The organism is Leptospira fletcheri (assembly GCF_004769195.1).
GTDB lineage: Bacteria > Spirochaetota > Leptospiria > Leptospirales > Leptospiraceae > Leptospira_B > Leptospira_B fletcheri.
Genome location: NZ_RQET01000004.1, coordinates 247,661 through 270,834, shown reverse-complemented (window position 1 = coordinate 270,834; position 23,174 = coordinate 247,661). Strand labels below are relative to the sequence as shown.

22 protein-coding genes are annotated in these 23,174 nt (G+C 46.3%); 16 read left to right on the top strand and 6 right to left on the bottom strand.

What is annotated here, in order from left to right; genetic code table 11:
* Position 1 precedes the first annotated feature (1 nt).
* The 6 genes from yidC to fumC all read left to right on the top strand — a co-directional run bounded on the left by yidC (position 2) and on the right by fumC (position 9,035).
* Complete coding sequence (gene yidC, locus EHO60_RS04630) at positions 2 to 1,855, top strand: membrane protein insertase YidC (protein WP_135766995.1); 1,854 nt, start codon at positions 2 to 4, stop codon at positions 1,853 to 1,855.
* A 23-nt stretch (positions 1,856 to 1,878) separates the two neighbouring features.
* Positions 1,879 to 2,589 carry an RNA-binding cell elongation regulator Jag/EloR gene (jag, locus tag EHO60_RS04625; RefSeq protein WP_135766994.1) on the top strand — a complete coding sequence of 237 codons (711 nt, stop codon included), beginning with the start codon at positions 1,879 to 1,881 and terminating at the stop codon, positions 2,587 to 2,589.
* Positions 2,590 to 2,596: 7 nt separating this feature from the next.
* On the top strand, positions 2,597 to 3,970 hold the full coding sequence (mnmE, locus tag EHO60_RS04620) for a tRNA uridine-5-carboxymethylaminomethyl(34) synthesis GTPase MnmE (RefSeq protein WP_135766993.1): 1,374 nt from the start codon (positions 2,597 to 2,599) through the stop codon (positions 3,968 to 3,970).
* A gap of 120 nt (positions 3,971 to 4,090) precedes the next feature.
* Positions 4,091 to 5,353, top strand: coding sequence for a malic enzyme-like NAD(P)-binding protein (locus EHO60_RS04615; protein ID WP_135766992.1), 1,263 nt, complete (start codon positions 4,091 to 4,093; stop codon positions 5,351 to 5,353).
* A 122-nt stretch (positions 5,354 to 5,475) separates the two neighbouring features.
* Positions 5,476 to 7,584 carry a hypothetical protein gene (locus EHO60_RS04610; protein WP_135767952.1) on the top strand — a complete coding sequence of 703 codons (2,109 nt, stop codon included), beginning with the start codon at positions 5,476 to 5,478 and terminating at the stop codon, positions 7,582 to 7,584.
* A gap of 56 nt (positions 7,585 to 7,640) precedes the next feature.
* Positions 7,641 to 9,035, top strand: coding sequence for a class II fumarate hydratase (fumC, locus tag EHO60_RS04605; RefSeq protein ID WP_135766991.1), 1,395 nt, complete (start codon positions 7,641 to 7,643; stop codon positions 9,033 to 9,035).
* 91 nt (positions 9,036 to 9,126) lie between these two features.
* Here fumC and loa22 read toward each other — a convergent pair whose 3' ends face one another.
* Positions 9,127 to 9,786: an OmpA family outer membrane lipoprotein Loa22 gene (gene loa22 / locus EHO60_RS04600; protein ID WP_135766990.1), complete on the bottom strand. Its 660-nt coding sequence runs from the start codon at positions 9,784 to 9,786 to the stop codon at positions 9,127 to 9,129.
* A gap of 147 nt (positions 9,787 to 9,933) precedes the next feature.
* Here loa22 and EHO60_RS04595 point away from each other — a divergent pair, with 147 nt between their 5' ends.
* The 4 genes from EHO60_RS04595 to EHO60_RS04580 all read left to right on the top strand — a co-directional run bounded on the left by EHO60_RS04595 (position 9,934) and on the right by EHO60_RS04580 (position 12,703).
* The gene (locus EHO60_RS04595) at positions 9,934 to 10,872 is read left to right on the top strand and encodes an RluA family pseudouridine synthase (RefSeq protein WP_135766989.1); all 939 of its coding nucleotides are present in this window, start codon (positions 9,934 to 9,936) and stop codon (positions 10,870 to 10,872) included.
* 48 nt (positions 10,873 to 10,920) lie between these two features.
* The gene (locus tag EHO60_RS04590; protein ID WP_135766988.1) at positions 10,921 to 11,259 is read left to right on the top strand and encodes a YkvA family protein; all 339 of its coding nucleotides are present in this window, start codon (positions 10,921 to 10,923) and stop codon (positions 11,257 to 11,259) included.
* 78 nt (positions 11,260 to 11,337) lie between these two features.
* Positions 11,338 to 12,156 carry an inositol monophosphatase family protein gene (locus EHO60_RS04585; RefSeq protein WP_135766987.1) on the top strand — a complete coding sequence of 273 codons (819 nt, stop codon included), beginning with the start codon at positions 11,338 to 11,340 and terminating at the stop codon, positions 12,154 to 12,156.
* Between the two features lie 109 nt (positions 12,157 to 12,265).
* Positions 12,266 to 12,703, top strand: coding sequence for a MarR family winged helix-turn-helix transcriptional regulator (locus tag EHO60_RS04580; protein WP_135766986.1), 438 nt, complete (start codon positions 12,266 to 12,268; stop codon positions 12,701 to 12,703).
* Between the two features lie 21 nt (positions 12,704 to 12,724).
* Here EHO60_RS04580 and EHO60_RS04575 read toward each other — a convergent pair whose 3' ends face one another.
* Genes EHO60_RS04575 through EHO60_RS04560 form a run of 4 tightly spaced genes read right to left on the bottom strand, consistent with a single transcriptional unit; the run spans position 12,725 to position 17,193 of the window.
* On the bottom strand, positions 12,725 to 14,032 hold the full coding sequence (locus EHO60_RS04575; RefSeq protein WP_135766985.1) for a glycosyltransferase family 4 protein: 1,308 nt from the start codon (positions 14,030 to 14,032) through the stop codon (positions 12,725 to 12,727).
* Complete coding sequence (locus EHO60_RS04570; RefSeq protein ID WP_135766984.1) at positions 14,016 to 15,083, bottom strand: glycosyltransferase family 4 protein; 1,068 nt, start codon at positions 15,081 to 15,083, stop codon at positions 14,016 to 14,018. Before EHO60_RS04570 ends, EHO60_RS04575 begins: the two co-directional genes overlap by 17 nt.
* Before the next feature lie 2 nt (positions 15,084 to 15,085).
* Entirely contained in the window at positions 15,086 to 16,192 is a 1,107-nt protein-coding gene (locus EHO60_RS04565) for a glycosyltransferase family 4 protein (protein WP_135766983.1), read from the bottom strand.
* Positions 16,189 to 17,193 carry an LIC_10202 family protein gene (locus EHO60_RS04560; RefSeq protein ID WP_135766982.1) on the bottom strand — a complete coding sequence of 335 codons (1,005 nt, stop codon included), beginning with the start codon at positions 17,191 to 17,193 and terminating at the stop codon, positions 16,189 to 16,191. Before EHO60_RS04560 ends, EHO60_RS04565 begins: the two co-directional genes overlap by 4 nt.
* A gap of 86 nt (positions 17,194 to 17,279) precedes the next feature.
* On the opposite strand from EHO60_RS04560, the gene EHO60_RS04555 reads away from it, so the two are divergent.
* Positions 17,280 to 18,242 carry an NAD-dependent epimerase/dehydratase family protein gene (locus EHO60_RS04555; RefSeq protein WP_135766981.1) on the top strand — a complete coding sequence of 321 codons (963 nt, stop codon included), beginning with the start codon at positions 17,280 to 17,282 and terminating at the stop codon, positions 18,240 to 18,242.
* On the opposite strand, the gene EHO60_RS04550 is transcribed toward EHO60_RS04555, so the two are convergent.
* Complete coding sequence (locus EHO60_RS04550) at positions 18,239 to 18,964, bottom strand: SanA/YdcF family protein (RefSeq protein ID WP_135766980.1); 726 nt, start codon at positions 18,962 to 18,964, stop codon at positions 18,239 to 18,241. The genes EHO60_RS04555 and EHO60_RS04550 overlap by 4 nt on opposite strands.
* 150 nt (positions 18,965 to 19,114) lie before the next feature.
* On the opposite strand from EHO60_RS04550, the gene EHO60_RS04545 reads away from it, so the two are divergent.
* The 5 genes from EHO60_RS04545 (at position 19,115) to EHO60_RS04525 (ending at position 23,170) form a co-directional block, all read left to right on the top strand.
* Complete coding sequence (locus tag EHO60_RS04545) at positions 19,115 to 19,723, top strand: hypothetical protein (protein WP_246028137.1); 609 nt, start codon at positions 19,115 to 19,117, stop codon at positions 19,721 to 19,723.
* A gap of 11 nt (positions 19,724 to 19,734) precedes the next feature.
* The gene (locus EHO60_RS04540) at positions 19,735 to 20,247 is read left to right on the top strand and encodes an RNA polymerase sigma factor (RefSeq protein WP_135766979.1); all 513 of its coding nucleotides are present in this window, start codon (positions 19,735 to 19,737) and stop codon (positions 20,245 to 20,247) included.
* Between the two features lie 25 nt (positions 20,248 to 20,272).
* The gene (locus EHO60_RS04535; protein WP_135766978.1) at positions 20,273 to 20,653 is read left to right on the top strand and encodes a hypothetical protein; all 381 of its coding nucleotides are present in this window, start codon (positions 20,273 to 20,275) and stop codon (positions 20,651 to 20,653) included.
* An 86-nt stretch (positions 20,654 to 20,739) separates the two neighbouring features.
* Positions 20,740 to 22,146, top strand: coding sequence for a cytochrome P450 (locus EHO60_RS04530; protein ID WP_246028136.1), 1,407 nt, complete (start codon positions 20,740 to 20,742; stop codon positions 22,144 to 22,146).
* Positions 22,147 to 22,192: 46 nt separating this feature from the next.
* On the top strand, positions 22,193 to 23,170 hold the full coding sequence (locus tag EHO60_RS04525) for a M23 family metallopeptidase (protein ID WP_135766977.1): 978 nt from the start codon (positions 22,193 to 22,195) through the stop codon (positions 23,168 to 23,170).
* Positions 23,171 to 23,174 lie beyond the last annotated feature (4 nt).

Genomic DNA, 23,174 nt, shown 5'->3' with positions numbered 1-23,174 from the left:
AATGGAAGACAGACAAAATAGGCTTTTTCTCGCTTTAATGCTCAGTTTAGGAATTTGGTTCGTCGCGAACTACTTTCTCAATCCGGATCTGGGAAAACCGAAGCCGCAAAACAAGCAAACGGAGCAGAAAACGGAAGTTTCGAAACAGTCCAAAGAAACTCCGATACAACCGACTCAAAACGCCGTAACGAAAGTCGATCCTAAAGAAATCAGGAAATTCGTCGTCAAAACAGATTCGCATATCGTTTTTCTGTCCAGCCTCGGAGCCAGGATCGAAAAGCTATACATCAAGGATTATACGAGTTCGGAAGGGAAGGAAGTTAAAGTTGCCAGGGCGGATTACGATGAAGTCGAAGTGGAAGGCGCCAAATATAAGGCGATAGAGCTTTCCCGGGGCAAAGGTTTCGATTTCAATTTTTCGGACAGTAAGGAAACGATCGGTTTTTCGGATTGGAACCGGATCAATTTTAAATCCGAAGAAGATAAGGGAAATTTAAAGTTCACTTTTACCTCTTCTAAGGACAATGTCCTTCTGAAGAAAACGTTCCAATTCTTTCCCAAAGAGAATTATTTTAAAACCGAGATTTCCGTCACGAATATCGGAAAGGATAAGTTGGCTTTTTCCCGTCGCGAAAAACCCGCTTACCTGAGAACTTTCGGCAGTATCGGACCGGTCCCGCAAAATCGGGAAGCGAACGATCAGGAACTCTCCAAATTCTTCCGCGTCTATCGTATGGATGGAAGTATGAAGGACTTCGTGGACGGCGGTTCCGCTTGGGACTTCTTCGAGGGAATCCGAAACTTCTTTACCGGAGTTCCGAATGGGGACGATCGATTTAAGGAAGTCCTAAGTTCCGGAGAAGGGGCCGATTTCGTCGGTGCGGGAAGCCGGTATTTCCTCGCCGTCTCCGATTCTTTGAATAAACATGCGGGAGGAATTCTCCTGGATAACCGTAAGAAAAACGAGTCCGGAGTGATTTTGACCTACTTCGATATCGAACTGGAACCGGGTAAGTCCGAAGTTCTGGATTTTGCGAATTATGTGGGAATCCGCGAATGGGACGGGATGCTTTTTAGAGATCCCAAGTTGGATCCGTTCCGCAATCCGAAATCTCCCTTTGCAGGTTTGAGTCCCGATCTGAACAAATCCTTCAACCAAGGGATTTTTACTCCGATCCGCAACGGAATCGTTTGGTTTCTTCAGCAATCCTATCATTATACGTTTCCGAACTACGGATTCGGAATTCTTCTCTTCGCTTTGTTGTTTAAACTCGTCTTTTATCCGCTGAATCAAAAGCAGGCGGAATCGATGAAGAAGATGAGCGCGCTTTCTCCCGAATTGAAGAAAATAAACGAGAAATACGCGAAAGACCCGGAAAAGCGTCAGCAAAAAATGATGGAGCTTTACAAAAAGCATAATATGAATCCGCTTTCGCAACTTGGGGGATGCCTTCCCATGTTGATTCAGCTGCCCATTTTCTTCGCATTATACGTCGCCTTTGCGGATACGATCGATCTTTGGAAGTCGCCTTTCCTTTGGATCAAGGATTTGAGCGAACCGGATTTCGTATGGACTTCCCCTTCCATTCCGTATCTGACTAAGGAAGGACTTTCGCTGAACCTTTTGGTTTTGTTGATGGTGGGAACCCAATTCTTGTCCATGCGATTGACCACAGTGCCTACGGATCCGAATCAGAAGGTGATGATGTACGTGATGCCTCTCATCATGGTATTCTTCCTGTGGAGCATGCCCTCAGGCTTGACTCTGTATTGGACCGTTACCAACCTGCTTTCGATCGTGCAGCAATGGATCACCAACGTACGAAAGAAAGATGAAAGCCCTGTGAAGGCCTGAACTCATATATCGAGGAAAACGATATGGAAAACTATATATTCGAAGCTGAAGGAAAAACAAAAGTCGAAGCGGAAGAATTCATTCTTAAGACCTTAAGATTGGACTCCGGGGACGTTAGATTCGAGACGGTCGAATCCGGAAAATCCGGATTTCTAGGATTAACCCAAAAGAAACCCGCAGTGATCCGGGCTTTCGTTTTGAACGTGGATCTTCCGGCGGAGAAAATCATACACGGAGTAGTGATTACCTTACTCCGTAAGATGGGAATCGAAGCGGAAGTGGTCGGAATGGGCGACGTGGACGGAAAGATTTACATCGAAGTCACAAGTCGGGAATCCGGTTTGATCATCGGAAAGAGGGGAGCCACTCTGGATGCTCTTCAATTTTTGGTGAACCTGATGGTCGATTCTAAGATCCGTCACGGTCGAAAAATCGTTCTGGATACGGAATCTTATCGCGACAAGCGGGAACTTTCCCTGATCCGTTTGAGTAAGTCTGTGGCCGCCTCCGTCGCAAAATCGGGGAAATCCAAATTGCTGGAGCCGATGAATCCTTTCGAAAGAAGGATCGTTCACATGGCGCTCCAGGAGAATGAGAAGGTATTTACCCGCTCGGAAGGAAACGGTACTTATAAAAAAGTCCGTATCATTCCGATGAAGGATCGTCACAAATACAAAGACGTGGTCGATAAAAGCCCTAACGGGGATCTTCTTGAAGAAGTGAACGATTACTGAAACGGCAGTGGCCGATACTATTGCCGCCGTTTCAACCGCCTCCGGAGCCGGAGCTATCGGAATTCTAAGGATCTCCGGTCCGGACGCGCTGAAAATCTCCCTTTTACACCTTAGAGGAATCGGATCCGAAACGAACCGAGTTTCGGTCCGACCTAGGCACGCGCATACTTTCAACTTCGTCGATCATGACAGAAAGTTGGATCGGGTCGTGTTTCTTTTTTTCCCCGGACCGAATTCGTTTACCGGGGAGGATCTTTGCGAAATTCATGCGCACGGAAATCCGATTTTATTAAGAGAAGTTCTCGAATGCCTTTTTCGATCAGGGGCAAGACCCGCGAAGCAAGGAGAATTTACGAAGCGCGCTTTCTTGAATGGAAAGTTGGATTTAAACGAAGCGGAGGCGATCGGTCGGATCATCCAAGCCAGATCGCGTTTCGAATTGGAACTTGCCCAGAAGAACGCTTTCGGCGAGCTTTCCCGTCTTGCATCGAATCTTCGGAGCCAACTGATTTCGTTAAAAGCGGAATGCGAAGCGGAAATCGATTTCTCCACCGAAGACCTGACCTTCGAGTCTTTAGTACAGAGAAAGAATCGGATCCAAAAGGTTTTGGAAACCTGCGAGAACCTGCTGAAAAAATCCGGCCAAGCGGAAACTCTTCTGGAGCGAAGCCGAGTAGTTTTATACGGGGAACCCAATACGGGAAAATCCAGCCTGATGAATTTGATTCTCGGGCGTGAAAGGTCCATCATTTCGGATATTCCCGGGACTACTAGGGATTATGTGAGCGAGGAATTCCTACTTGCCGGGATTCCGATCCGCCTTACGGACACGGCCGGGGTTCGCGAGACCGGCGACAAGGTGGAAAGAATGGGAATCGAAAGGAGCGAAAAGGAATTTTCGTCGGCGGATGTTCGCGTGTTCGTAATCGATCTATCGCAAGAAATCGACTGGGGAAAGTTCGTGCGATCCAACCTTTCAAAACTGAACGGAGCCGTGATCGCCGCCAACAAATTCGACATTGCGAGTCCTACTTGGAATCCTTCCGCGATCCGAAATATAATTTCTGATGCCGTCGTCTGCGAGGTTTCCTGCAAAACGAGACAGGGTGTCGACGAGTTGATCCGCGAAATTTCCGCCAAGCTGCAAAGTCTGGAGAGTTCCGAGGATTATGTCCTTTTGGAGGAAAGAAATCGTTTTCATTTTCTTTCCATCGTCCGATCTCTGAATGCATGTCTTCTCCTGATCGAGGAAAATGCCCCTGCGGAAGTGTACATTAAGGAAATCGATACAGCCCTCGATGAAATCGGGGAAGTGAACGGACGGGTGGATACGGAAGAAGTCTTGGGCAGAATTTTTAGCAAGTTTTGCGTCGGTAAGTGAATCGATTTCAGCTTTGACTTGCGCATCCGGGAAACCGGATTCTCACGGTTAATTCGAAAAGGAAAAGTTCGGAATTAAGATAGAATCGAAGCCTATTTACAAAAAAGTTGGTCTATTCGTATGAGAGAAAAATCGCTCGAATATCATTCTCAGCACCCTAAAGGCAAAATCGAAGTAGTTCCCACAAAACCGACTCGCGATTCCTATGATCTTTCTTTGGCCTATTCTCCCGGGGTAGCTTATCCTTGTTTGGAAATCAAAGAAAATCCGGACCTAGTCTATGAATATACGAACAAGGGAAATCTTGTCGGAATCATCACGAACGGCACTGCGATTTTAGGATTGGGGGATATCGGTCCCGCCGCCGGGAAACCGGTCATGGAAGGAAAGGCGGTGCTCTTTAAGAAATTCGCTGGAATCGACGTTTTCGATATCGAGGTGGATGCGAAGAATCCGGAAGAATTCGTGAACGCGGTGAAAATGCTGGAGCCTACTTTTGGCGGAATCAATCTGGAGGACATTAAAGCTCCGGAAAGTTTTTATATCGAAGAACAACTCATACAGAGGATGAACATTCCTGTTTTCCACGACGACCAGCACGGTACGGCGATCATCACCGTAGCAGGGCTCCTGAATGCTTTCGAGCTGAACGGAAAACGACCTAGCGAAATTAAGCTCGTGATCTGCGGAGCCGGTGCTGCCGGAATTGCGATCGCAGAGTTGGTGCAGCATATTGGAGTGAGGAAAGAAAACATCTTTTTGGTGGATACCAAAGGAGTGATCCATCACGAGCGTACGGACCTGAACGAGACCAAGCAGAAGTATGTACAAAATACCAAAGCTAGGACTTTAGCGGATATCATGCAAAATGCGGACGTTTTCGTCGGCGTATCCGTTGCAGATATGGTCGACGAGTCGATGGTCCGCTCCATGGCAAAATCTCCCGTGATTTTTGCGTTGGCCAACCCCGATCCGGAAATTCCGTATTCTGTCGCTAAAGGCGTTCGATCGGATTTGATTATGGGAACAGGTAGAAGTGATAATCCGAACCAAGTGAATAATGTCTTGGGTTTCCCGTTTATTTTCCGCGGGGCCTTGGATATTCGGGCCAGGCATATTACACTGGAAATGAAATTGGCGGCGGCACGGGCGCTTGCGGAACTTGCGCGTTTGGACGTACCGGAATCCGTGAGCGCGGCCTACGGAGGGGAAAAATTCAAATTTGGCCCCGACTATTTGATTCCGAAACCGTTCGATCAACGCGTCTTATATCATGTAGCGCCTGCAGTTGCGGAAGCCGCCGTCCAGAGTGGTACCGCAAGAAGACCGTATCCGGGAAGGGAAAAATACATCGCTTTTTTGGAAGGTTTGATGCGGGCATAAGGAAAGTTTCGGAAGAAAGGTCGAAGGATCGGTTTCGAAACTCAAGAAAGAAGTCGCGCTCTCCGAGAATGTACTAAAGCAATATCGCTAAGGAATCTCCGGGGCGAAAAGAGAGAAACATGATGCCCGAAGCGGATAGATCTCCAAAAATTTCGCCCGAACTAGGACTTCCCGCCCAAGAATTAGGAATCGTTCCTCCGGAAAGAGTGGATCTGATTCCCGAAGAGGAGCTCCGAAATCTGCTGCTCCAAACCAATCCTAAAGCAATGCGGGATTTGGATTTAATCGAAAAGGGAGTGGAGAACTTCTTTTTGTTCAGTCAATCCCCTTTCGCTCTGGCAAAATTCGAGCAACTTCAATTTCTAAAACCGGCGGATTTAACATATTTCGAAAACAAGAACGGTTTCGTTTTGTACCAATACATGTTCGTCTCGGAAGAGACCAAGGAATTAGGGCTTTCTAACGTAGTTCTAAGACCGGCATCCAGAAAATCCGAGCAGGTTCAAAAAATAAAGCTCGCTTGCCTGGCACAGAGCGCCTCTGCGTTTTTACAATTCATTCACCGTCGGGATTTCATCCTGATGGAAAAGAAGAACAGCGGAGAATTAAGGGAATGGGTGCAGAGACAATACATAAACACGGATGAAAAAGGAAATCCCGTCGATTTTCAAGATTCCAAAAACCTGGCCTTGTCCATGAGAAATCTGATTACGTTCTCCATGGAATCGTTCCTACAGAGAAATCTAAAGCTGAATGAGGAAATTCTCGGAACTTTCGTCTCGATTCTATCCAAAAAGCAACCCGAGATCGCGGAATTTCTCGCACAGATTAAGACCGAAGGCGATGCAATCACGGCTCTGGAAAGAAGAGGAAATCGTCCTCCTTTGCTGCAACTTCATCCGGAATTTCATCTTGTACAACCATCTTTGGACGAATTGATAAACGACTCTTCTCCCGATTCCAAGACGGGAGCCGCTAACGAAGAGACGGAGATGGAAATCGTTTACGAGATCTTTATTTCTTTGGCGAGAAGGATTCTCGTTCATCTTCTTCCCGCCGAGCAGACGAGTTGGATTCAGTCGGATGGAATGATGCAAGGATCGGAGTTTCTTGCGGAGCTTCGGAGACACCCGGCATTTACTTCCGGAAAAAATTGGGAGGGTTCGGATCTCTTTCTCCAAGCTTTCGAAGTTTTGATCCAATCAATGAATTCTCTTTCAGCATTGAGGAAGGAATCCTTAGTCAATCTTGCATTCACCGACATCGTGATCCGTATCCGCGAGACCAAAGAACCGTTGGTTGTCGATCAGAATTCCATTAAATTGAAAGACGGGGCGATCCAAGCGGCCGGATTAAACAAGGCAGAAATTCTAGACCAAATCCTGGAGAAAATAAAGAGCAGGAACGATATTCTAAAGAGGGAAAAAACGACCGGATCCGCTCCGGGGCTTTTGACCCTGGCCTTGGAAAACGTTATCCCGGCATTTTTGTATAACAAGGATAAGAGAACTTCCGTTCACAATTTGATCCGCAAGAACGGTCAGGCAAAAGGGATTTATGCTTTTTTAAGGGAAGTCACCGAGGGCGTGGATTCGGAAGTCGCGATAGACGAACAACTGCGTTTATCGAAAGCGATTTCGGAATGGGAAAAAGAAACGGAAAAGCAAAAACGTAAGGCGGAGCAGGATTCGAAATCCTGGATTGTCCGATTATTGGAATGGATTCTCGGGCTTTTCGGAATTGCAGTCGCTTCGACGGAAAAGAAGGATTTCGAAATACTCGACGATTCGATCGGATCGACCAAGAGCGCGCAGAAACAAGCTTCTCCAAAATCGGAAACCGCGGAACCTCAGGCGAAACGTAAAAAATCCTTAGGTGTTATCGTCGGCCCCAAGGAGAAATCCCTGTTGATTCCCCCGAAATTGCAGAAAGTCATCGATTACGTGGATCGAAATAATAACGGACTGATTTGGTTGGATGAAGTGGTGAACACAGTCGCTTCCCCCGAATTCGGAAAAGACAAAGTTGCCGACCTCATATACTATGACCAGAAGCGGAGATATATCGAAATCCGTTCCATGAATTCCGTCCGACATGTGTTCATTCGGAAGGAACTCGAATTCGATTCCGCTTGGCTGGACTCCGTTCTGGAATATCTGGAGAACGTCACTGCAAAGAATCCAGAATTCGCTGCATTGGCGGACACTCTTCGTAAGTTCCGGGAAGAGTAATCTCGCATTTTCGCGTCCTGCCTAAAAATTCTAACTTATATAACTCTGGAGGATCCATGAAAACTAGGATCGAAACCGACTCTATGGGAGAGATCGAAGTAGACGACTCCAAATATTGGGGCGCTCAAACGGAACGATCATTACATCATTTTCATATCGGTAACGACCGATTCCCGAGAGAAATGATCCGTGCCCTAGGGATATTGAAAAAATCCGCAGCCATAGTAAATGCGGAACTCGGCCTTTTACCTGAAGACAAAAGGAAATTGATCGTTCAGGCAGCGGATGAAGTCATTTCGGGCAAGCTGGACGAACATTTCCCTTTAAGCGTATGGCAGACCGGTTCCGGAACCCAGACGAATATGAATACCAACGAGGTCATTTCGAATCGAGCTATCGAACTTGCCGGAGGAACGAAAGGCTCCAAGAAGCCGATCCATCCCAACGACGACGTAAACAAGGCTCAATCCTCGAACGACACGTTTCCGACAGCGATGCATATCGCTGCGGCGGAGCAATTGGTTAAAAAACTGATTCCCGCTTTGGAACAATTCAGGGATACTCTGCGTAAGAAAGCGGGAGAATTCAAAGATATCATCAAAATCGGAAGAACTCACTTGCAGGACGCGACTCCTCTCACGTTGGGCCAGGAGTTTTCCGGTTATGTCAAGCAATTGGATTATAATATCGAGAGGGTAAGGGCCTGTCTTCCTTCCGTCTATAGGCTTGCATTGGGTGGAACCGCGGTAGGGACTGGATTGAATACCCATCCCGAATTCGCATTACGTGCCGCTTCCCAAATCTCGAAAGAAACGGGCCTCCCCTTTGTTTCGGCGGAAAATAAATTCGAAGCTCTTGCAGCTCATGATTCGCTGGTCGAAACCCACGGAGTTTTAAAGACCGTCGCAGCTTCGTTTATGAAGATCGCGAACGATATCCGTTGGCTTTCCTCGGGGCCCCGTTGTGGAATCGGTGAGATTTCCATTCCGGAAAACGAACCCGGATCCTCTATCATGCCCGGGAAGGTAAACCCCACTCAATCCGAACAAATGACGATGGTCGCTGCACAGGTCATCGCGAACGATGTCGCAGTCAACATAGGAGGCGCCTCGGGAAATTTCGAGCTAAACGTGTTTAAGCCTCTGATTATCCATAACGTATTGAATTCGATCCGTATTCTTTCGGATTCGGCTGTTTCTTTCGAAGAGCATTGCGCTAGGGGAATCGTCGCCAACAAGGAGAAAATTGCGGAACATCTTCGAAATAGTTTAATGTTGGTGACGGCTTTGAACCCGCATATCGGATATGATAACGCGGCGAAAATCGCCAAAAACGCGCATAAGAAAGGCACAAGCCTAAAAGAATCCGGTATAGAGCTGGGTTTATTGACCGGTGATCAATTTGACCAATGGGTATTGCCGGAAAAAATGATTTCCCCGGGTCTGGATTAAGGGGAAAGCAGTTCGGTATAAAAAAACGGGGCTTTGTTTCCCCGTTTTTTGAAAGAGGGACGAACGTCCCTCTCGCTTTTCCTAGAGCTTATTATTGCTGTTGCGGCGGGTTGCTGCTAGGTTGAGGTTGTTGTTGAGTTTCCGGTTGAGCAGGAGGTGCAGAAGCGGTTCCTGCCACAAAACTGAAAGTGACTCTGCGGTTTTTAGGGTCTTTAGCCTCTAGGCCGGAAACCGGGGACGAAGAACCGGCGCTTTTCGTAACGATTCTATTTGCGGGAATTCCTTGTTTTACCAGGGCTTGTTTGACCGCTTTAGCGCGGATATCTCCGTAAAAAACGTTTCCTTTTTTATCGCCTTCCGCTTCTTCCGGGCCGACTTGATCCGTATGACCGGTGATTTGTAGAACCCAAGAATCCGGAAGTTTTCCGAGAGCGTCCTTCAGAACGGCAACGTTCGCTTTGGACCATTCGCTAAAATCGCCCGCACTTACATCCGCTTTTTTGTAGCTGAATCCCGGACGAGTAATTCCATCTGGATAGCGGAAATCTTTGATTTTATCGTTAAAAGTATTCGCGATTCCTTCCGGAGAGCCCAGATCTATGCTACGTGATGAAGCCGCAGAGCTTTCATTCGCATTGGTTTGTGCCTGCGGTTCGGGTGCCGGCTGCTCTTTCGTTTCCGACGAAGCGCAGAAAGAAAGTGAAAAAGCCGTTGCACCGACTAACAGGAAGTTAAGAATTTTTTTAGCCATGTTATATCCGTCCTTTGATGGAAGAGGGTAAAGTTTACGGTGAATTTATCCAAAATATACGAATTCTAAGAAAATGGGAAATCTTTTTTACCAATTAACCGAGATCGGAATTCATGATATTCGGCGACAATCAAAGGAGTAGGATCGATGAATATGGAACTGCGTTCCGAAGTAGACCCGGAATGGGAAGGTGCTCGAATCGATAAATTCCTGAAGGAAACTTTAGGAGATGAAATTTCCCGTGCATCCGTTCAGCACTGGATCGATTCCGGTTGGGTAAAAGACGCTTCCGGAAAGAAAATAGATAAAGCCTCCTATAAAGTCAGACCCGGAGAAACTTTCGAAATTTCCGTTCCTCCTAAGCCGCCCTTAAATTTGGAGCCCATCCAGATGAATTTGGAAGTTCTGAAAGAGACTCCGGAGTATATGATTATTCGGAAACCCGCGGGAATCGCATCCCATAGTGGCCCGGGAGATCGCTCGGCGACATTGGTGAACGGCCTTCTATATAAATTTAAGGAGCTGTCCAGGATCGGTGGGGAGGCGAGACCTGGAATCGTCCATCGATTGGATAAACCTACCGAAGGATTGATGTTGGTCGCGAAGAACGACACGGCTCACGCAAGACTTTCCGAGTTGTTTCGGACACGTAAAATCACGAAAAAATACCTGGCTTGGACACAAGGCTCTTTGCCGGATGGCGAAGGCACCGTGGATTTACCCATAGGGAGACATCCTACGGAAAGATTGAAGATGACGGTCACTTCGAAAGGTCGACCTTCCGTAACTCATTATCAGGTCCTGAAAACCGTCGTCTCCAAAAATGGCCGGAAATTCTCTTTAGTCGAAGCGCTCCTAGAGACCGGAAGAACTCACCAGATCCGGGTTCATATGCAAAGTCTCAGAGCTCCCGTAGTCGGGGATTTGCTCTATTCTAAAAACGCGCAGATCTTCCAATCTTTCGGACTCCTTCTTTTGTCCTATCATCTGGAATTCGTGGATCCGTTTTCGAAGGAAGAGGTGTCGGTAGTTTTGCCGATTCCGGAACGCTTTCTTAGATTCGAAAAAAGCACGGATCATTTCTGAGAAATTTACTTGGAAGGCTTTCCGACTCGACATACACTTAAGGCAACGATGGAAGAAGATAAGATCGAATCGGTAAAAAAAGGGTTTTGGGAAAAAGTGAAGAAGGTCGCCGGAAAAGTCCCTTTTTTACCGGACGCCATCGCTTTATATTTCGCCATGCTAGATCCGGACACCCCACTGAAAGCGAAACTTACCATCGCCGGAGCGCTGACCTATTTTTTAACGCCTTGGGACGTGATTCCCGACGTTTTTATCGGGGCAGGCTATCTAGATGATGCGGCGGTAATCGCGGCAGTGATTCAAGCAGCGACGATTTTTATCAAGGAAGAGCATAGAAACAAGGCAAAGGAGTTCTTAGGTTCCGCTTCTAAAGAACAAAAAATTTAAAGAAACCGAACCGAGGTATCTTCCTTTACGAAATACAATCTTCCGATAGGTTGAACCAAAACCTGAAAACCGAACCGCATGAGCTACGAAAACGACATCAAAATCAGATACCAACATTTCCTAAATTTCGTTCCTACGGTGATGGAATTCCTAGTCAAAACTCATGAAGAGGAAGACTTGTCGATTTCCTACAAAGGGAACATCGAATCAGATCTGGTAACCAAGGCGGACAAAGGATCGGAAAATCTGATCGTTAACGAAATCCGTCGCGTCTTTCCGGAAGACCATATTTTAGGGGAAGAAGGTTCCGTTTATGAAGGGCGGACCCGGTTTAAATGGATTATCGATCCTCTCGACGGTACGGTGAATTATTCCCATCGGATTCCTTTTTACTGTGTGTGCATAGGTTTGGAGGATGTGGAAACCAGGAACGCGGTTATGGGAATCGTTCCTTTGCCGGCTCTCGGAATAGTGTATCATGCGATGTCCGGTGGAGGCGCTTTTCGCGACAAAGTTTCCATCTCGGTTTCGAAAACGAAAGAGCTGAAAAACGCACTACTTTGCACCGGATTCCCGTACGACAAAGGCGATCGAATAGATAGATTGGTCTTTAATCTTAAGAACTTTCTTCTCCGATCCAGAGGGATTAGAAGAACAGGATCTGCGGGACTGGATATATGTTGGGTGGCGGACGGTAAGTTCGACGCGTTTTGGGAAGAAGACCTCAAGCCTTGGGACATGACCGCCGCCGCTGCCATTTTACAGGAAGCGGGCGGGAAATTAAGTACGTTCGATAATAACGATTTTCATCCTTACGTGTCCAATATTATCGCTTCGAACGGAACGTTGCACGAAAAAATGGTCGAAACTTTGGAAGAATATCTGAACCGACTTTGAACGGTTCTCTCTTTGGAAAAAAGAAGGTTCTTCGGAAAAATATGGAAAGGATTCTTCGGTTTTCCGGGTCAGATGTTTAACCGGGTTAATTGTTAATCGGATAAATGGAATGGCGCGAGTAAAAGTCGATACTCTTCAGGAATTGTCGGAACGATTCCGGACATTCTCTCGCGATCTGAAAAAGGAATTCGGCAATTTGATTTCCCGTGAAGGATACACTATGAACGAATTCATCGTTCTTCGAAGTCTTTATCCGAACGAGAGGTTACGATCTGCCGATCTTGCCAAAGAACTCGACGTCAGCCCTGCATACATAACTGTATTGATCGAAAAGCTGAGGGCGAAAGGTCTGTTGGATTCGATTCGGAACGAGGACGATAGAAGGGCCTGGGACCTGGGTCTTACCTCGAACGGTAAAAAAATCTTTCAAAAGCTGGATTCGAAATTCACCAATTGTGTTCGGGAAAGGTTTCAGACTTTGAGCGGTCCGGAAATCGAATCCATGAATAGAATGATGATTCGTTTAATGGAAAAGAAAGAGTCCTAATTCCGGTCTCGGACCGGGGGTTTACTCCGAATAACGTCTGCGAATCGTGCGCTCCACGATCCCGATGAGTTTTTTTTCCACGGTTTCCGGGTTAAAATTCAACTCCACATATCTGCTTCCGCTGATGCCCATCGCCTCCCTCTCCTTCGGATGGGAAACTAAATATTCCGCTGTTGCTATGAAACTTTCCCGGTCGACATAGTAAAGTCCTCCGTTACTACGGATGCAATGCCCGCGCAACACGTCGGACCGGCCGTTCACTAAGACCGGTGTTCTTCGGATCCAGGCTTCCATCAAAATAATGGAAAAACTCTCCATTGGAGACGGGTTGATTAGTAGATCCGCTTCCGCTATGTGGCGGGCTTTTTCCGATTCCTCTAAAAAGCCTAATGCCGATACGAAAGGATTTTTCGTGAGCTTATGCATCAATTTCGTATCGCCTTTTCCGGCTAGTAAAAGACGATCCTTCCTTCCCGATCTGGATTGCCATTCTCCGAAAAAATCTACGAGCTCGGATACGCCTTTTCCTTCGTCTATCCTTCCGACGTATAGAAAATCGCAGGGGCTGTCTTCGATCTTAGCAGGTTTTCGAAGCGTGGAACTTTGATCCGGAATTTCGAGATGCATGCCGATGACCGCTTCTATCGAAGGCGAAAACCCGTATATATTTTCGAATAAATTTCTTTCCTCGGGAGTATTAAAACTGTAAGCGGAGTCGTCTTTGAACAGATTTTTATAAACGGACAATTTAGCCGGAGGTTCGTCGTGAAGAGTGGGTATGACAAGGGATTTTTTCGCGACTAGAGGTAATCCGTGAACCATCGGGTAATATAGGTAGGATATGAAAATGAAGAGGTCATAATCCCTTTCATTCGTTTCTATATATTGGATCAAATCGGGACAATAAGGTCCCTGCATGTCGATCCAAGTCCATTCCCGATCTTCTTGAGAAGTGAACGTTCCTGTCAGGAAGGAGGAGTAAGGCCGTTCTTTCAGTACCTTATCGGAGAATTTATTGAATTTACGAATGTTTCGCTCCTTATCCACTGAAAATCGAAGGATCCGAATACGGTTTTCGGAATCGGCCGGCAACCATTCGGAGGAGATCTTTTTTTCAGTATCCGGGCCAAGCTGGACCGGGGTGAGTTCTTTGACGGGAATTTGGTTTTTCCAAGTAATGTAATCCAAAGTCCGCGTGGATAATACCGTTACTTCGTAAAATTTGGAAAGCATCAAAGTGTAGGAAAAAATCAATCTTTCCGAACCGCCGGAAATGCGATCGGAAAAAATAGGAGTCACTATGGCTAATCGTCTACGCGAGTTCTGCAAGGACCGGCCTCAAAATGGATTCTGGGCGAACTCTTGAAAAGTTCCCGATCCGTTCTTCCTGAGTTTTCAGAACGGCCCGATTTAATTCAGGGTCGTTTACGATCTTGTTCGCGAGTCCAACGAGTAGATCCATTCGTTTTTCCTTAAATAAGACCCCTGCTCCGGAAAGAGTTTCCCGGACTGCCCCGGCGTCGTAGGCCATTACCGGAATTCCGTGGACCATGGCTTCCAACAACGGAACACAAAATCCTTCGTGTTCGCTCATGGAAATAAATAGGTCGCATTCCCTGTAAATCCTTTGCAGACTCTCTTCGGACAAAAAATCGGTAATGATAACGTTTTGTCTCAACTTGTAAAAATCCAGCATCCGTTCCAGTTCTTCGCGATATAGATACAATTCTTTGGAACTGAATCCTACCAGAAAAAGCTGGAAATCGGGGCCGAATGTCTTGGAGTAATAATAAGCGAATCGGATCAGATCGTCCTGTTTTTTATTCGGCGTAATCCTTCCCACAAATAGGAATCTAGGTCCCCTAAATTGTAATTCGTCCGTGCGGGAAGCCACGAAGTTCGGTTTGGGCGGAATTTGATAAGTTATGGGTAATATTTTTACGTTTTCATAACCTAATTCCTCCAATTCCCGTTTGTTGAAATCCGAAACCGCGAACACAGCATTGAATTCGTCGCGTATCTGCGAGAGTTCTTCACGCCCTTGCCCTAAAAGATAAGTCAGTTTCAGATCGTATTTTTCGAAATAGGAAGGAGGAGTAACGTTGTGATAAACCAGAACTTTCGGACATTTCATTCTCTGTATATATTCGAACACGGAAGAATGGATGGAATGATGATAGAATATGATATCCTTGTTTTTCGCATGACAATATTTGTACTTCTTTACCAGCGCTCCGGTTCCTGGACCGGTATTTTCGGCGAAAATTTCGGAAGAATAGCCTAGTCTTCGGAACACCGACTTTAGGGATTGCATTTCGTTCGAAATCGCGTCCCCTAAATTAAAGCCCGCAGCGAATTGATGGATATTTTGTCTTGCCATTCTTAATAAGCGGAGGAAGCCGTTTCCCGAATCGTCAAAAGTTGTTTAAAAAAACGTTCAAAGGGAATAGAATTGTATTCCTCCACAACTTCTCTTCGCTTAACCGATGCTTCTTCTCCGGTCAAAGGTTTTCCGGAACCTTCGGTTTGGAGGATCAGGTGGATCCACTCGGCCAATTTTCTCAGACCGTTTAAGTCCTTATTATTAAACAGGAATCCGGCGCCGCGAAGGGTTTCGGGGACAGCCGTGCAGGAATATGCGAAGACGGGCAAGTCTTTGCTCAAAGCTTCCACCAACGGGATTCCGAATCCTTCGTGTTCGCTCATGCTAACGTATGCGTCCATTTCGTCCCAAAAGCGATCCATTTCATGGTCGGTCGGCCCCATTCTGAATTGCAGGTTTTCCCCCAGACCTAAATCCCAAGCCATTTTTTTCAGTTTAGCGAAGTACTCCTCGAAGTAGGTAGGGACAGATCCGCATACTAGGATTCTATATTTATTGTTGATTCGCTTCAGGAAATAGACTAATAGAAGCAAGTCCTCGATTTTTTTGTTGGGGATCAATCTTCCGACAAAACCCAGAGTATGACCGTTTTTTTTTCGACGATTTCTTTCCGACCAAACGTATTTCCTGACTATCGGTAAAACTTTCGAATGCGTTATATTCAGATCTTCCAGATTGGAAGCGCTGAATTTCGAACTCGGAAGAAACGCCTGCACGTAACGCTTCATCTTGTGCAATTCTATAACGGATTTTTTAAATTCCAACGAGAAGAGTTGGAACATATCCTCTTCCAAAAAAGGCTGGAAAAAAGCCGGAGGAGTAACGTTTTGAAATCGGATGAATTTTCTTCCGCGCAACGCAAGAAAATCGTCCAGCGGATATCCCGGGCCTCCGTATTGGAGAATGTGGACTTGATCGTTACCCGGGATGCCGACCCAATCTATATTATAAAAATTTTGAACAGGTAGTTCTCCTGAGCTCAGGTCCGCCAAGCATACGATTTCCGAGGGAATTCGGATCGATTCCAATGCGGATCGTATTCCTTTTATATCGTTTCCGATCCCGTCCCGATCGCGGAATTCGGTGATATGTTGGTATACCTTCATTTTCTAAAGCTGACTACGGCAAATCCGTCGCCGACTTTCGTCTCTGCTACGTTTTTAAATCCTAACTTGCGGAGAAATTCTCTTAGGGACGATTCTCCTATCTGAGTCAGTAAAACCGGTTGAAACGGCGAAGCGAACCGGTTGGAAAAATTGGAATATCGGAAGAGAAGTTCCGTCCCGGGAGCGGATTTTTGGGCAAGATTTCGGAACAATTTTTCTAAGACCCAATTCGGCAGGAGACAAAGATTCGAAGGCATCACGATTTTTGAAGGAAGAGGAGGCTGAGGAAGCAACTCATCGAAAGAAAGATTTTCCGCGGAGTTGTAGATTTGTTCCTTTATAAATTCGTACTGGTTCGTATTCCAAGAAACGCAGCGAAACTCGATCTGCGCTTTTAGGAGATGTTTTAGGAACTTCCCCCATTCAGGATTCAATACTAATACGGAATCTGCCGGAGTGATCATGGAAACGAGAAGTTTTTCGCTCTCTTCCAGCGTTTCTTCTTCGTACAGGAATTCACTGGACCAGAGAAACTCCGGTTTTATTTCCCTGCGTAGGGAATAATTCAATTCAACAAATTCGTTATAAAAACGTTCGAACTTCCGCTTCAGTTTTTCATGATCCCCTCTTAGGAGAATCAGTTCGTTTAATACGCTGTAAAATGCGCGGGTTCTATTCTCTGCGAGTTTCTTGTCCAAAAACGCGTAGAACTCCACCATGCTGATGAAGATCCAGCGCAAAGGCCCGCGAATGAATCGAAACTTAGGATTCGTAAATTTCGGAGGAGCGATCCCTTTCTCGAAAAGATGGGCTGTTTCCGCGGCATCGAACTCTCGATATCCCTCCGGGGATTCGGGAGAAAACTTCCAACGGGAGAGTTTTTCCAATTCCTCTTTAGTAACAGGACGCCTGGCTAGACGGGATTCGATTTCTTCCATCAGCTCCCGAACGTTCACGGCAGCGTCTTTAATTTCGATGATGTCGGGGGATCGTTCTTCCATAAGGCCCGGGACTTTTATTCGATTGTTTTTTTCTCTGTGGACAAAACAATCGTATTTTTGTTCGGTTTTTGCCGATCTTTCGTTCCATGAAATGTCTGGTAACCGGTGCAGAAGGATTTGTAGGGACATATCTTGTCCGCGAGCTCCTGAAACGTCCCGGATACGAGGTTCTGGGTTTAGGCCTTCGGGAGCAGAGTAGGACTTTGTCCTTTGCTTTTCGTACCTGTGACCTACGGGATTCCCCAAATCTTGCTAGATTATTGGATGATTTTGTTCCCGATGTCGTTTTTCACCTGGCGGGCCAAGCATTCGTTCCAAAAGCGATCGAAGACCCGATGGAAACATTGGAGATTAACGTCGGCGGAACCCTGAATTTACTCGAGTCACTCGGAAAATCCGGACGTAAGGTTCGGTTTTTGTACGTTTCCTCCGCGGACGTGTACGGAAATTTAAAGCCGGAAAATCTTCCGGTTTCCGAGAATGCGATTCCGGTTCCTCTCAATCCGTATTCTTCCTCGAAAGTCGCAGCCGAAACCTATTGCCTACAATATTCCAGAAGCATCGAATCCCTAGAGACCATAGTCGCGAGGCCCTTCAATCATATCGGGATAGGCCAGAATCCGAAATTCGTCGTTCCGAATTTCTGTAGGCAGATTTTAGAAGTGCAATCTATGTCTCAGACCTCCAAAGGTTCGCCGAAAAAAATCATGGTCGGGGATCTGAATCCGACCCGGGATTTTCTGCATGTCCAAGACGTGGTTTCCGCATATGTTCTTTTGTCGGAAAAAGGAAAGTCGGGAGAGATCTATAATATCTGTTCCGGAAATGAGACTAAGATTTCCGAGATTCTGCATTGGCTGATCGAGTTTACTGGAGAAGCGATCCGTCCCGAAGTCGATCCGGCTCGAATTCGTCCTGCAGAAATGCTTCGTTCTAAAGGAGATAACTCCAAGTTGAGAGATTTGGGCTGGAAGCCTAAGATTTCGGTGAAGGATGCCGTTCGGGAAATCTACGAGCACATGCGCGACAATGATTTTTCCTTATCTTAAAGGACGGAACCTTTCCAAGTTTTGATGCCGCTTCCTTCTATCGGATAGGGATTCCCGAGATATTTCGGCGCAGTGTTTGCCAAATTCATATCGACCCAAGCAAGAGTTCTAGCAAAGAATTCGCGAACTCGGCTGAACGGTCCGCTAACGTAAGGTCGACGATCCGATTCGTAGGATTGCAATTCCAGGCCGATCTTTTTTGCGATAAAAGCCGCCCTAGGTTGGTGGAATTTCTGACTGACAAAGATTGCGTCTTTTACCTGAAAGATTTGCTTTGCACGAACCAAAGTATCCAAGGTTCGGAAACCTGCGTGGTCCACGAACACGTCTCTTTCGTTCACTTTTCTTTCCAAGACGTATAGAAGCATAGGTTTGACTTCGTTGTAATAGCTCGATCCGTTATCTCCGGACAAAAGGATCTTACGGACTTTTCCCTGCCTGTACAATTCCACAGCACAATCCAATCGGTCTTTCAGCACCGGGGAAGGAGCGTTTTTATAGACGGAGGCGCCCGGAACGATGGCAACCGTAGCTGGTCGCAAGGATCTGTAATTACCGGCATGATTTGTCCTAAGGACATATTCCCGCTCTATGGAGAGGTCAATGGACGCGGGAATTCCGAAGCACAATACCAGGGAAAAAATGACAAACAGTCGCTTTTGTTCCCTCTGGAAGCGAGTGGAGATCGGAGGCGGAGATTTAGAAGGAAGGGAATTGCCCATATGCGAATGGAAGTCTAATAAACGAAGTGGAAAAGAATTTTTCCGAACAAACTCCCAAAAAGCGGAATTATGTTCTCCTACCGACTTCGTGTTGCGTTTTTTTCGAAAATAGAGATTTTACGGTCGATCTTAGGAAACGCCGGAAGCAGCATGGGGTCTTATTTAGAGAAAATCATGGTTGGAATCGAATACAAGCGGTACCTAAATTGGATGCTGGCTCTCTTCATATCTGTAAGCCTGATTTTTCCTTTCGAAGTCTTCGCGGAAGAATTCGTAAAAACCAAGTCCGTCAATTTTTCGAATTCCACTCGTACCGGTTCTACTTTCCGACAAGAAAGGGCCGCAGGATTCGTCTTCGGAGATATAGAATCCTTAAGAAATCGTTATACTCTTACCGAGCCTCAGCTCGAACAAATAGCGAGAATAAACCGTAAATATAAGAAGGAGCATGAAAAATGGCTCCGTTTGCTCTCTCCGCAGCAGGTTGAGCTGGAGCTCCTGTTGATGGAGGAAAACCCCGATCTAACCAAGATTCGGGTTCTTATACAATCGATCGGGAAATACACGTCCGAAATACGGATGAACCAGATCGCTCATCGGCTCGCGATCGAAAGGGTGTTAACCTCAGAGCAGAGAAAGCGGGGGAAGGAAAAGGAGTCCTTGGCCCTGCCCGAAGAGCATTGGGAAGCTCCCGGGTTCCCCCTGAACTTATTCGTTCCCGAAAGAATTGTATTGCCCCTACCGGGGTTCCTTCACTGAGGAAAAAAACCATGGAACAAAAAGAATTTGCCCTTCTTATCGATTCGACAAAGCACATCGTGCTCTCCGCAATAAAGAAAAACCTGTACGAGGAGTTTTACGATTCGATAGACGACGTCGCCCAAGAAACGTATATCCGCGCCTACAAAAGTTTGGCGGCCAACAAGTTCAGGGGGGAATCTTCGCATAGCACCTGGTTATATACGATCGCGCGCAACGAATCCTTGCGCATGAACCAAAAGAGGACTCGCCAGGCGAATCTAGCTTCTAGGCTGAAAGAGAAAGTCGTCCTGGATTCCATACTGAATCCTAAAGAGGAATTCGATGAAACCGGTGCCGAATTGGAATTGAAGGATCTGATTTCCAACCTTCCTTGGAAATACAAATCGGTCCTTGCCTTGGTTTCGGAAGGATATAAAGAACAACAAATCGCCCAAAAACTCGGTATCCCGGAAGGAACGGTAAAATCCAGATCCTTCCGCGGAAAGCAGATGCTGAAAAAACTTTTTTTTCAGGAAAGCTAGAGAATAGGAGCGATTCATAAGAGCGATGGACGAAAAAGATAAAGTTCGACTCGAAGACGAGATTGCTCGCCGCCTGGAAAGCCAAAGCTGGAACGATCAAATGTCCGGCTTGGTTTTCCAGAAAAGGAGAACGTCCAGAATCCGATGGATTGCAGCGATTACAATGAGCGGCTTTACCGTAGGTGTAATTGCGGTTTCTTCCATTTTGGTCCGTCCCGCGGGGGAGCCCAGCCAAACGAATTGGCAGGTTTGGGTGGAAGAACAAATCGAAGGAACCTATGAAGATGCCGAGACTAGCATGCAGACTCCGGATTTAGGGAACGAAGAATTCCAAGACCAACAATTACCGAATTCTCGTCTTACGGATGTGGATACGCTGATAGAAACTTCCTTCGAACAAAGATAAGTTCGGTCGGAGCTTTTTCTCTTCGAGAAAAGGCAGGTTTGAACTTTCATCTGCCGCTATAGACTCTTTAAGCTCGGATTGGTTGGGTGACAAATTCGAGAAAACGTCCGAATTCGGACGGGGAGTTTTATCCAGTGCTTTCTTTACAGGAAACAGGTCCGGAAAAAAGGGTACACCTTCCTCCGGGAACTTTCGGGATTCCCGCATTACGTTATCTGCCTTTCTTAAGCCGGGATACGATCGGCTTTTTTAGGATGTTACACGAAAAATACGGCAAAACCGTAAGATTCGGAATCAGACAAATCGCGATCCATTTGATCACTCAACCCGAGGATATAAGACGGGTTTTGCAGGAGAACAACCAAAACTATCATAAGGGTGTGTTTTATAGGGAGTTGGGCAGAATCCTCGGAAGAGGGTTATTGAACAGCGAAGGGGAATTCTGGAAAAAACAACGGAAACTGATCCAACCCTCGTTTCATCGCCAAAGAATTTCGGAATTCGTAGAAGTGATGGCGGAAGAAACGAATCGGATGATCGACGATTGGAAATCGAGACCTTCATTGGATGTCTCCAAAGAAATGATGCATTTGACTTTTGCGATCGTAGGAAGAACTCTTTTTAAAACGGAAGTTACCTCTTATTCCGGTCGGATCGAAGCCGCTTTGACGATCGCTTTAGAGCTGACTACCAAGAGGATCAAGAAACTATTTCCCGCACCGATTCATTGGCCTACTCCCGGAAATATCAAATTGAAAAATTCGATTCGGGAAATGCATTCGATCGTGGAAGAATTGATCGAAGAAAGAAAGACGAAACCTTCCAACGATATCATATCCATGCTTTTGGATGCGAAGGATGAAGAAACAGGCGAAAGCATGAGCGAGATCCAGATTCGAGACGAGGCCATCACACTTCTCCTTGCGGGGCACGAAACGACCGCCAATGCTTTGTCATGGGCCTTTTATCTTTTGTCTCAGCATCCGGAAGCGTACGAAAAAATTCGTGCCGAATCGATTCGAGTTTTAGGAGATCGAACCCCTTCTTTAGAGGATATTCAAAACCTTACGTATACGCGAAGAGTCGTGGACGAAACCTTGAGGCTTTATCCTCCCGCTTGGGTGATAGAGAGGAGGGCGATGGATTGGGATCGGCTTGGAGGATACGATGTTCCGCCAGGTACGAATATTTCGATCTGCATCTTTAATTTGCACCGAAATCCGGAGTTTTGGGAAAACCCCGACTCTTTTGATCCGGATCGATTCGAGGAGGAAAAATTGAAGGAGCGGCCTAAAAACGCATATATGCCTTTCGGGGGAGGTCCGAGGGTCTGTATAGGTAACGTTTTTGCCTTAACCGAGGCGGTATTAGTCTTGGCTTTGATCGCGAAATCGTTTCGATTCCGCCTGAATACGGAAAAGCCCGTAGTCATGGAGCCTTTAGTCACATTAAGACCGAAGTACGGAATCCATTTGGATCTAGTTTCCACTTGACCCGATTTTTCCTAGCCGAAATCCTTCTTACGAGGGGATTTCGGCCATGGAAAAGATGATTAAAAAACGCATCGACCAGGTTAAGGAGAAGGGTCATCAAAGATTAACCGTCCTTTTGATCCCGCACGGTTTCGATAAATCGTTTCATTTTCAGATTTCCATTTTTACGATTTTCTTTTTGGTCGGACTGCTCTTCTCCATAGTGGGTATCGCGGTTTTAGGTATAGTAAAATATAATAATACTCGTATCCAAATCAACGCTCTCGCGTCGGTATACGGAAAATATTTCGACGAATATATAGAATATAGCGAGAAGCTGGACGATATCCGGGATGATTTTACTAACTTAACCGAAAATCTCCAGGAGATACATTCTTTGGTCGACGGACAATCCGAAGAGTTATTGAAACTTCCCGACGAATCCGATATCGAAAATATAGCCTTTACGGAGCTGAAATCGGAGGAGACAGCCGATAAGGATTTGATGTTAGGGCGTTCCTATCTCTCCGAAATTTACGGCTATCGTTCCGTAAGAGTCTCGATGGAAAAAAACAGGAATCTTGCGGATTCCGTTTACGATTTTTTGGATTCCCGATACGGAATCATGAACGCCCTTCCGTTCGGAGAACCGCTGACGTCTTACAATCTGACTTCCTATTACGGTATGAGACGTTCCCCTACTTTCGGTTATATGGAATTCCATGACGGAGTGGACTTGGCGAATGTTCCGAATACTCCGATTTATGCAACCGGAGACGGGAGGGTATATAGGGCAATCCATTCCCCGCGAGGTTATGGAAATCACGTAGTGATACAACACGCGAACGGTTATTATAGCCTTTACGGACATTGCACCAGACTTTTAGTTAAGGAGGGGGACGTTGTTTATAAAGGACAACTGATTGCCACTTTGGGGGCGACCGGAAACGTGACCGGACCCCACGTGCACTACGAAGTCTGGATCGGGGAATCCAACCGCACGGATCCGATGGATTATATGAAAGTCAGTATCGGCCAATATTAATAAA

Excerpts from the sequence above, each read along its gene's own strand:
- yidC (WP_135766995.1), top strand. The coding sequence starts at position 2 with ATGGAAGACAGACAAAATAGGCTTTTTCTCGCTTTAATGCTCAGTTTA.
- jag (WP_135766994.1), top strand. The coding sequence starts at position 1,879 with ATGGAAAACTATATATTCGAAGCTGAAGGAAAAACAAAAGTCGAAGCG.
- EHO60_RS04615 (WP_135766992.1), top strand. The coding sequence starts at position 4,091 with ATGAGAGAAAAATCGCTCGAATATCATTCTCAGCACCCTAAAGGCAAA.
- EHO60_RS04610 (WP_135767952.1), top strand. The coding sequence starts at position 5,476 with ATGCCCGAAGCGGATAGATCTCCAAAAATTTCGCCCGAACTAGGACTT.
- fumC (WP_135766991.1), top strand. The coding sequence starts at position 7,641 with ATGAAAACTAGGATCGAAACCGACTCTATGGGAGAGATCGAAGTAGAC.
- loa22 (WP_135766990.1), bottom strand. The coding sequence starts at position 9,786 with ATGGCTAAAAAAATTCTTAACTTCCTGTTAGTCGGTGCAACGGCTTTT.
- EHO60_RS04595 (WP_135766989.1), top strand. The coding sequence starts at position 9,934 with ATGAATATGGAACTGCGTTCCGAAGTAGACCCGGAATGGGAAGGTGCT.
- EHO60_RS04590 (WP_135766988.1), top strand. The coding sequence starts at position 10,921 with ATGGAAGAAGATAAGATCGAATCGGTAAAAAAAGGGTTTTGGGAAAAA.
- EHO60_RS04585 (WP_135766987.1), top strand. The coding sequence starts at position 11,338 with ATGAGCTACGAAAACGACATCAAAATCAGATACCAACATTTCCTAAAT.
- EHO60_RS04580 (WP_135766986.1), top strand. The coding sequence starts at position 12,266 with ATGGCGCGAGTAAAAGTCGATACTCTTCAGGAATTGTCGGAACGATTC.
- EHO60_RS04570 (WP_135766984.1), bottom strand. The coding sequence starts at position 15,083 with ATGGCAAGACAAAATATCCATCAATTCGCTGCGGGCTTTAATTTAGGG.
- EHO60_RS04565 (WP_135766983.1), bottom strand. The coding sequence starts at position 16,192 with ATGAAGGTATACCAACATATCACCGAATTCCGCGATCGGGACGGGATC.
- EHO60_RS04560 (WP_135766982.1), bottom strand. The coding sequence starts at position 17,193 with ATGGAAGAACGATCCCCCGACATCATCGAAATTAAAGACGCTGCCGTG.
- EHO60_RS04555 (WP_135766981.1), top strand. The coding sequence starts at position 17,280 with ATGAAATGTCTGGTAACCGGTGCAGAAGGATTTGTAGGGACATATCTT.
- EHO60_RS04550 (WP_135766980.1), bottom strand. The coding sequence starts at position 18,964 with ATGGGCAATTCCCTTCCTTCTAAATCTCCGCCTCCGATCTCCACTCGC.
- EHO60_RS04545 (WP_246028137.1), top strand. The coding sequence starts at position 19,115 with ATGGGGTCTTATTTAGAGAAAATCATGGTTGGAATCGAATACAAGCGG.
- EHO60_RS04540 (WP_135766979.1), top strand. The coding sequence starts at position 19,735 with ATGGAACAAAAAGAATTTGCCCTTCTTATCGATTCGACAAAGCACATC.
- EHO60_RS04535 (WP_135766978.1), top strand. The coding sequence starts at position 20,273 with ATGGACGAAAAAGATAAAGTTCGACTCGAAGACGAGATTGCTCGCCGC.
- EHO60_RS04525 (WP_135766977.1), top strand. The coding sequence starts at position 22,193 with ATGGAAAAGATGATTAAAAAACGCATCGACCAGGTTAAGGAGAAGGGT.